Below are 7,861 nucleotides of genomic sequence, written 5' to 3'. Positions count from 1 at the left end.
GGGCTTGTCCCGGCCATCCACGATCTTCCTCGCGGCACAGAGAACGTGGATGCCCGGGACAAGCCCGGGCATGACGAGTTGTGGGACTGCGCTCATTCAGTTGCCCAACGCCGGTCGTCACTCCCGCACTGCAGCACTCAGAAGTTGCGGGAGGGCGCACGCGCATGCTTGACAAAGTCAGGAGCTGAGTTGAACATACGCTCAACGCGTGGGCATATGCTCAAAACGCGAGCCAAGGGAGGTCATCGTGAAAAAAGTCCTGAGCGCCACGTGCGGCGCGACTGCACTGCTGCTTTCCGTTCCCCTGCTTTCCGTTCCTGCGATGGCCGAGACGACCCTGACGGTCGCCACCGTGAACAACGGCGACATGATCCGCATGCAGGGTCTCACCAGCGAGTTCACCAAGAAGAACCCCGACATCACGGTGAAATGGGTGACGCTGGAGGAGAACGTGCTACGCCAGCGCGTCACCACCGACATCGCCACCAAGGGCGGCCAGTTCGACGTGCTGACCATCGGCACCTATGAGGTACCGATCTGGGCCAAGAAGGGCTGGCTGGTGCCGCTCGCCAATCTCGGCGCCGATTACGACGTCGCCGACCTCCTGCCGAAGATCAAGGACGCGGTGTCGTCCGACGGCAAGCTCTACGCCGCGCCGTTCTACGGCGAGAGCTCGATGATCATGTACCGCACCGATCTGTTCGAGAAGGCAGGCCTGAAGATGCCGGAAAGCCCGACCTGGGATTTCGTCATCGATGCCGCCAAGAAGCTCACCGACAAGACCGCGGGCACCTACGGCATCTGCCTGCGCGGCAAGGCCGGCTGGGGCGAGAACATGGCGTTTCTGTCGGCGATGGCCAATTCCTATGGCGCGCGCTGGTTCGACGAGAAGTGGGAGCCGCAGTTCAACACGCCGGAATGGAAGAAGACGCTCACGACCTACGTCAATCTGATGAAGGACGCAGGCCCTCCCGGCGCGAGCTCCAACGGGTTCAACGAGAACCTCGCGCTGTTCAACGCCGGCAAGTGCGGCATGTGGATCGACGCGACGGTGGCGGCGTCCTTCGTCACCAATCCGAAGGACTCCAAGGTCGCCGACAAGGTCGGCTTTGCGCTCGCACCCAACACCGGGCTCGGCAAGAACGCCAACTGGCTGTGGGCCTGGAACCTCGCGATCCCCGCGGGCTCCAAGAAGACCGAAGCCGCCGAAAAATTCATCGCCTGGGCGACCAGCAAGGACTACACGAAACTCGTGGCCTCGAAGGAAGGCTGGGCCAACGTGCCGCCGGGCACGCGCACCTCGCTCTACAAGAACGATGAGTATCTGAAGGTCGCGCCGTTCGCCAAACTGACGCTGGCCTCGATCGACGCGGCGGATCCGAACAAGCCGACCGTGAAGCCGGTGCCTTATGTCGGCGTGCAATATGCGGCGATCCCCGAATTCCAGGGCATCGGCACCCAGGTGGGGCAGCAGTTCTCCGCGGCCTTGGCCGGTTCGATGACCGTGGACGCTGCACTGACCGCGGCGCAATCCGTCACCGAGCGCGAGATGAAGCGCGCCGGTTACATCAAGTGATGCCCTCAGCCTCCTGAGAGCCCAACTCGCGGCCATCCGATCCATGAGGGGATGGCCGCCACTTTCCCGACGATGGAGAGCGAGCGATGGCCACACGGCAGACGCAACTCCTTGCGCGGTCGCTTCTGACCCCGGCAGTCGCGCTGCTGTTCATCTGGATGATCGTCCCGCTCGCGCTGACGCTCTACTTCTCGACGCTGCATTACAGCCTGCTCGATCCCGGCTCGGAATCCTTCGTCGGTCTGGAAAACTTTCGCTACTTCCTCACCGATCCTGCCTTTCTTGCCTCGCTCCAGAACACGCTGGTGCTGGTCGGCTCGGTGCTGGCGCTGACCATTCTGCTCGGCATTCCCCTGGCGCTGCTGCTGGACCAGCCCGTGGTCGGCCGCAACATCGTGCGCCTGATGGTGATCGCGCCGTTCTTCGTGATGCCGACGGTGAGCGCCCTGGTCTGGAAGAACCTGTTGATGCACCCGGTCTCCGGCCTCTTTGCCTGGATCGCGAAGGTGTTCGGACTGACGCCGATCGACTGGTTCAACGATTTGCCGCTGTTTGCGGTGATTTTGATCGTGTCCTGGCAATGGCTGCCGTTCGCGACCCTCATTCTGTTGACCGCGCTGCAATCGCTCGACGAGGAGCAGAAGGAGGCGGCCGAGATGGATGGCGCGAGCGCCGTCTCGACCTTCATCTACATCACGCTGCCGCATCTGGCGCGCCCGATCACGGTGGTGATCCTGATCGAGACGATCTTCCTGCTCACTGTGTTTGCCGAGATTTTCGTCACGACGGGCGGCGGGCCGGGTCTGCAGACCACCAACATCGCCTTCCTGATCTATTCGCAGGCGCTGATCCAGTTCGACGTCGGCAGCGCATCCGCGGGCGGCCTCGTCGCGGTCGTGATCGCCAACATCGTTGCGTTCTTCCTCGTCCGCATCGTCGGCCGCAATCTGGAGGCATGAAGCATGGCGCGGATGGCGACAACGCAAAAGGTGGTGGTGTCCACGATCGGGGCCTGGCTGGCGGGCTTTCTGATCTTCTTCCCGATTCTCTGGATGGTGCTGGCGAGCTTCAAAACCGAGCTGGAGGCTTTTGCCATCCCGCCGTCGTTCCTGTTCTTCCACTGGACGACGGAAAACTACGCCACCGTGCAGGAGCGCAGCGACTATCTGCACCATGCCATGAACTCGATCATCATCGCCGGCGGCTCGACGCTGATTGCGCTGCTGATCGCGATCCCGGCCGCCTGGTCGATGGCGTTCTCGCCGACCAAGCGCACCAAGGACATTTTGCTCTGGATGCTCTCGACCAAGATGATGCCGCCGGTCGGCGTACTGGTGCCGATCTACCTGATCTACAAGACGTTTGGTCTGCTCGATTCCCGTATTGGCCTCGTCTTCATCCTGTGCCTCGGCAATCTGCCGATCGTGATCTGGATGCTCTTTACGTACTTCAAGGAGATCCCGCGCGACATCCTCGAGGCCGCGCGCATGGACGGTGCCACGATCGGCCGCGAGCTCGTCTATGTGCTGACGCCGATGGCGATCCCGGGGCTGGCCTCGACGATGCTGCTCAACTTGATCCTGGCCTGGAACGAGGCGTTCTGGACGCTGAACCTGTCGACCTCGTACGCCGCGCCGCTCACCACGTTCATCGCCTCATATTCGAGTCCTGAAGGCCTGTTCTGGGCGAAGCTGTCGTCGGCGTCGACGCTGGCGATCGCGCCCATTCTCGTCCTCGGTTGGTTCAGCCAGAAGCAGCTCGTCCGCGGGCTCACCTTCGGCGCGGTCAAGTAACAGGGGCTGTCATGGGTCAGATCACACTTGTGGACGTGCAAAAGTCCTTCGGTCCCGTCCACATCATCAAGGGCGCCGACCTCGACATTTCGGATGGCTCCTTCGTGGTGTTCGTGGGACCCTCAGGTTGCGGCAAGACCACGCTGCTGCGGCTGATCGCCGGCCTTGAGGACGTCAGCGGCGGCAAGATCTTGATCGACGGCAAGAACGTCGTCGATACGCCGCCGGCCAAGCGCGGCCTCTCCATGGTGTTCCAGTCCTACGCGCTCTATCCGCATATGAGCGTGCGCGGCAATATCGGCTTTGGCCTGAAGATGGCGGGGCTCGCCAAGGACGAGATCAACCGCAAGGTCGAGGCTGCCGCCGCGACGCTGAATCTCACGCCCTATCTCGACCGCAAGCCGCGCGAGCTCTCCGGCGGCCAGCGCCAGCGCGTCGCGATCGGCCGCGCCATCGTCCGCGAGCCAAAGGCGTTCTTGTTCGACGAGCCCTTGTCCAACCTCGATGCCGCACTGCGCGTGCAGATGCGGCTCGAGGTGACGCGGCTGCAAAAGCAGCTCGGCACGACAGCGATCTACGTCACCCACGACCAGGTCGAGGCCATGACCATGGCCGACAAGATCGTCGTGCTCAACGGCGGCAAGATCGAGCAATATGGCTCGCCGCTGGAGCTCTACGAGCGGCCCAACAACCTGTTCGTCGCCGGCTTCATCGGCTCGCCCAAGATGAATTTCGTCACCGGCGAGCATGCGCAGCAGCAGGGCGCGATCACCATCGGCGTGCGGCCGGAACATCTGAAGATCGAACGCGGCGGCACGACCGGCTGGCCCGGAACGATCTCGGTCGCCGAGCATCTCGGCAGCGACACGTTCCTTTACGTCGATGGCGGGCCGCTGGGCATGCTGACGGCGCGCTACATCGGCGAACTGAGCCTCAACCCCGGCGACAAGGTCTCGCTGACGCCGGAGCCGAACCGCATCCACCGCTTCGACGGTAGCGGCAACGCGATCCGCGCCTGAGCCACTGGGGCAAACAAGAACAGGAAGACCACCATGTACCTGGAAAAGTTCAAGCTGACGGGCAAGTCAGCCATCATCACCGGCGGCGGGCAGGGCATTGGGCTCGCCTGTGCCGAGGCGCTGGCTGAAGCCGGCGCAAAAGTCATCATCGCCGATCGCGATGGCAAGGTCGCCGACACCGCGCGCGCCGGTCTGAAGGCCAAGGGATATGAGGCTGAAACCGTCGTCATGGACGTTACCGACACGAAGCGGGTGTCTGATGTTGCCAACGATCTCGTCTCGCGCCTCGGCAAGGTCGACATCCTCGTCAACAATGCCGGCATCGCGCGGAGCGAGACGCCGGCGGAGACCGTGACCGACGAGCACTGGCTCAACGTCATCGACGTCAATCTCAACGGCACCTTCTGGTGCTGCCGCGAATTCGGCAGGCACATGTTGCGGGCGAAGGCCGGAACGATCGTCAATGTCGGCTCGATGTCCGGCTTCATCGTCAACAAGCCGCAGGAGCAGTGTTTTTACAACGCTTCCAAGGCGGCGGTGCACCATCTGACCAAGTCGCTGGCCGCCGAGTGGGGCGCGCGCGGTGTGCGCGTCAACGCGGTGGCGCCGACCTATATCGAGACGCCGCTCAACGCTTTCGTGAAAAGCAATCCAAAAATGTATGACGCCTGGATCGGTGGAACCCCGATGGCGCGGATGGGGCAGGTGGAGGAGATCGCCTCCGTCGTGCTGTTCCTCGCTTCGGACGCCGCGAGTTTGATGACCGGCAGCATCGTGCTTGTGGATGGCGGTTACACTTGCTGGTAGGCTTGCGTCAAAATTGACGGGAGCGACAATGCCGCAGGCGTATATCGGCGTCGACGTGGGAACATCCAGCACGCGGGCAGGGGTGTTCGACCAGGCCGGCAATCTTCTCTCGACCGCGCGGCATCCGATCAAGACCTGGCACGAGGCCGGCGATATCGTCGAGCAGTCGTCATCAGACATCTGGGACGCCTGCGCCAAATCCGTGCGCGCGGCGATGGCCGAGGCGGCCATCGCGCCCGACATGATCAAGGGCATTGGGTTCGATGCGACATGCTCGCTGGTCGTACTCGACAGGGACGGCGAGCCCGTCACGGTCAGCGCATCCGGCGAAAGGCGACGCAACGTCATCGTCTGGATGGACCATCGCGCAACGACCGAAGCGCGGCTGATCAACGAGACCCAGGACGAGGTGCTGCGCTATGTCGGCGGCTCGATCTCGCCCGAGATGGAGATGCCAAAGCTGTTGTGGCTGAAGCGGCATCTGCGCGCGAGCTTTGATGCGGCAGGTCATTTCTTCGACCTCGCGGACTATCTGACCTGGCGCGCGACCGGCTCGCTGCAGCGCTCGACCTGCACCGTCACCTGCAAGTGGAACTATCAGCCTCATGCCGGCGGCTGGAGCGCGCCCTTCATCCAGCGCATCGGCCTCTCGGAGTTCGCCACTGAACGATACGCGCGCATCGGCACCGAGATCGTCGCGCCCGGCACGCGGCTCGCCGCCGGCCTGACGCGCGCGGCAGCAGGTGATCTGGGCCTCAACCCCGGCACGCCGGTCGGCGCGTCCCTCATCGATGCCCATGCCGGCGGGGTTGGCGCGATCGGCGGACGCGATGGGTCCGGCGGTTCGGCCGATGTCAGCGATCGCCTGGCCTACATCATGGGAACGTCCGCCTGCATCATGGCGACGACGAAAGACCCTTGCTTCGTGCCTGGCGTCTGGGGACCTTATTACTCCGGCATGGTGCCGGACTTCTGGCTCAACGAGGGCGGGCAGTCGGCCGCGGGTGCCGCGATCGATCATCTCTTGAAGTCGCATCCCGGACATGCCGAGGTCAGCGCCGCCGCGCGCAAGGACGGCCTCGACATCATCGAGTTCCTGGAGAAGCGCATCATCGCGCGCGCCGGCAATGCCAGCAGGGCAGCGCTGCTGGCACGCGACGTCCATGTGCTGCCGGAGTTCATCGGCAATCGCTCGCCTTACGCCGACCCCGATACGCGCGCGGTGATCGCGGGTCTGGACCTGGATACTGACGTGGCTTCGATGGAGCGGCTGTTCGTGGCGGGGCTGTGTGGGCTCGCCTATGGCCTCGCCGAGGTGATCGAGGCCTTTGCCGCGCATGGCGTCACGAGCCGCATCATGATCATGGGTGGCGGCGCCAGCCGCAGCCCGCTGGTCCGCCAGATCATGGCCGATACGACCGGCCTCACGGTCGCCCTGCCGCAGACCAAGGAGCCCGTGCTGCTCGGTGCCGCCATGCTCGGCGCGGTCGCAGGCGGTGCCTTTGCCTCGATCGGCGAGACCATGGCAAAGATGTCGGCGCTGGGACGGTTGAGCGAACCGACCGCCGAGGGCATGGCGGACTTCCATCGCCGCAAGCGAAGCGTCTACCAGTTGCTGCGTGAGGTCGATGGCAGCAGCCGTGCCGCAATGCGCGGCTTCGCGTTGGCGCTGTAAGGGTCGAGAAAATGCTGATCAGTTGTGGCGATGCGCTGATTGATTTCGTGCCGACGCGTACCGCGGAGGGACGCGAGGCGGTGATGCCGGCGGTCGGCGGCTCCTGTCTCAACGTGGCGATCGGGATCGCGCGGCTCGGTGCGTCCGCCGGCTTCGTCGGCGGGCTCTCGAACGACATGTTCGGGCAGATGATCGCGGCGCATGCAGCCGCCTCCAATGTCGAACTGGGCTTCGCGACCCGCAGCGATCACCAGACGACGCTTGCCTTCGTGCGCATCGTCGGCGGCGAGTCGCAATATGCCTTCTACGATGCCGAGACTGCGACGCGGAATTGGACCTATCGGCGCGGTTCGATACCGTTCGACAAGGTCGAGGCGGTTCACATCGGATCGACGACGCTGGTCAATGATCAGGGTGCGTCGGAAACAAAGGCCCTCATCGCGGACGCGAGGCAATCCGCCACCGTCTCGTTCGATCCGAACTGCCGTCCCAATCTGGTCAAGGACAAGCCGGCTTATCTCGCGCGCATGGCCGAGTTCGCACAAGATGCCGACATCGTCCGGATGTCCGATGTCGATTTCAGCTATCTCTATGGCAATGAAACTTACCCCGCGCGGGCGCGTTCGCTGTTGGCGCAGGGCGCCAGCCTCGTCGTCATCACGCGCGGGATTGATGGTGCCATCGCCTGGCATCCGACCGCGGGACAGATCGAGGTCGCCGCACCCAGGGTGACGGTGGTTGACACGATCGGCGCCGGCGACAGCTTTCAGGCGGCGCTGTTGTTCGCGCTGCATAAACAGGGGCGGCTGCCGCGAACGCAGCTTCGGGACATCAGCGCCGACGAGTTGCGCCGCGCACTGTCGTTTGCCGCCAATTGCGCCGGCATGACCTGCACCCGTCCCGGCGCAGACCCGCCGCGCATCGGCGAGATCAGTTGGGGCTGGTAGGCGAGGGCCGTGCCACTAGCTCGTTATGCCCGGGCTTGTCCCGG

The 7,861-nt window shown here is 64.0% G+C and carries 7 protein-coding genes; all 7 read left to right on the top strand.

Features of this window, described 5'->3' with window-relative positions:
• The first annotated feature begins 247 nt into the window (after positions 1-247).
• Positions 248-1,576, top strand: coding sequence for an ABC transporter substrate-binding protein (locus C2U70_RS26510; RefSeq protein ID WP_140981578.1), 1,329 nt, complete (start codon positions 248-250; stop codon positions 1,574-1,576).
• A gap of 86 nt (positions 1,577-1,662) precedes the next feature.
• Positions 1,663-2,535 carry a carbohydrate ABC transporter permease gene (locus C2U70_RS26505; protein ID WP_140981577.1) on the top strand — a complete coding sequence of 291 codons (873 nt, stop codon included), beginning with the start codon at positions 1,663-1,665 and terminating at the stop codon, positions 2,533-2,535.
• A 3-nt stretch (positions 2,536-2,538) separates the two neighbouring features.
• Positions 2,539-3,369 carry a carbohydrate ABC transporter permease gene (locus C2U70_RS26500; RefSeq protein ID WP_140981576.1) on the top strand — a complete coding sequence of 277 codons (831 nt, stop codon included), beginning with the start codon at positions 2,539-2,541 and terminating at the stop codon, positions 3,367-3,369.
• Positions 3,370-3,380: 11 nt separating this feature from the next.
• Entirely contained in the window at positions 3,381-4,388 is a 1,008-nt protein-coding gene (locus C2U70_RS26495) for an ABC transporter ATP-binding protein (RefSeq protein WP_140981575.1), read from the top strand.
• Positions 4,389-4,421: 33 nt separating this feature from the next.
• Positions 4,422-5,195, top strand: a complete 774-nt coding sequence (locus C2U70_RS26490) for an SDR family NAD(P)-dependent oxidoreductase (RefSeq protein WP_140981574.1) — start codon at positions 4,422-4,424, stop codon at positions 5,193-5,195.
• A 28-nt stretch (positions 5,196-5,223) separates the two neighbouring features.
• On the top strand, positions 5,224-6,870 hold the full coding sequence (locus C2U70_RS26485) for an FGGY-family carbohydrate kinase (protein WP_140981573.1): 1,647 nt from the start codon (positions 5,224-5,226) through the stop codon (positions 6,868-6,870).
• An 11-nt stretch (positions 6,871-6,881) separates the two neighbouring features.
• Positions 6,882-7,817: a carbohydrate kinase family protein gene (locus C2U70_RS26480; RefSeq protein ID WP_140981572.1), complete on the top strand. Its 936-nt coding sequence runs from the start codon at positions 6,882-6,884 to the stop codon at positions 7,815-7,817.
• Positions 7,818-7,861 lie beyond the last annotated feature (44 nt).

The sequence above is a fragment of the Bradyrhizobium guangdongense genome (assembly GCF_006483445.1).
GTDB classification, from domain to species: Bacteria; Pseudomonadota; Alphaproteobacteria; order Rhizobiales; family Xanthobacteraceae; genus Bradyrhizobium; species Bradyrhizobium guangdongense_A.
This window is presented reverse-complemented; position numbering and strand designations above follow the sequence as displayed.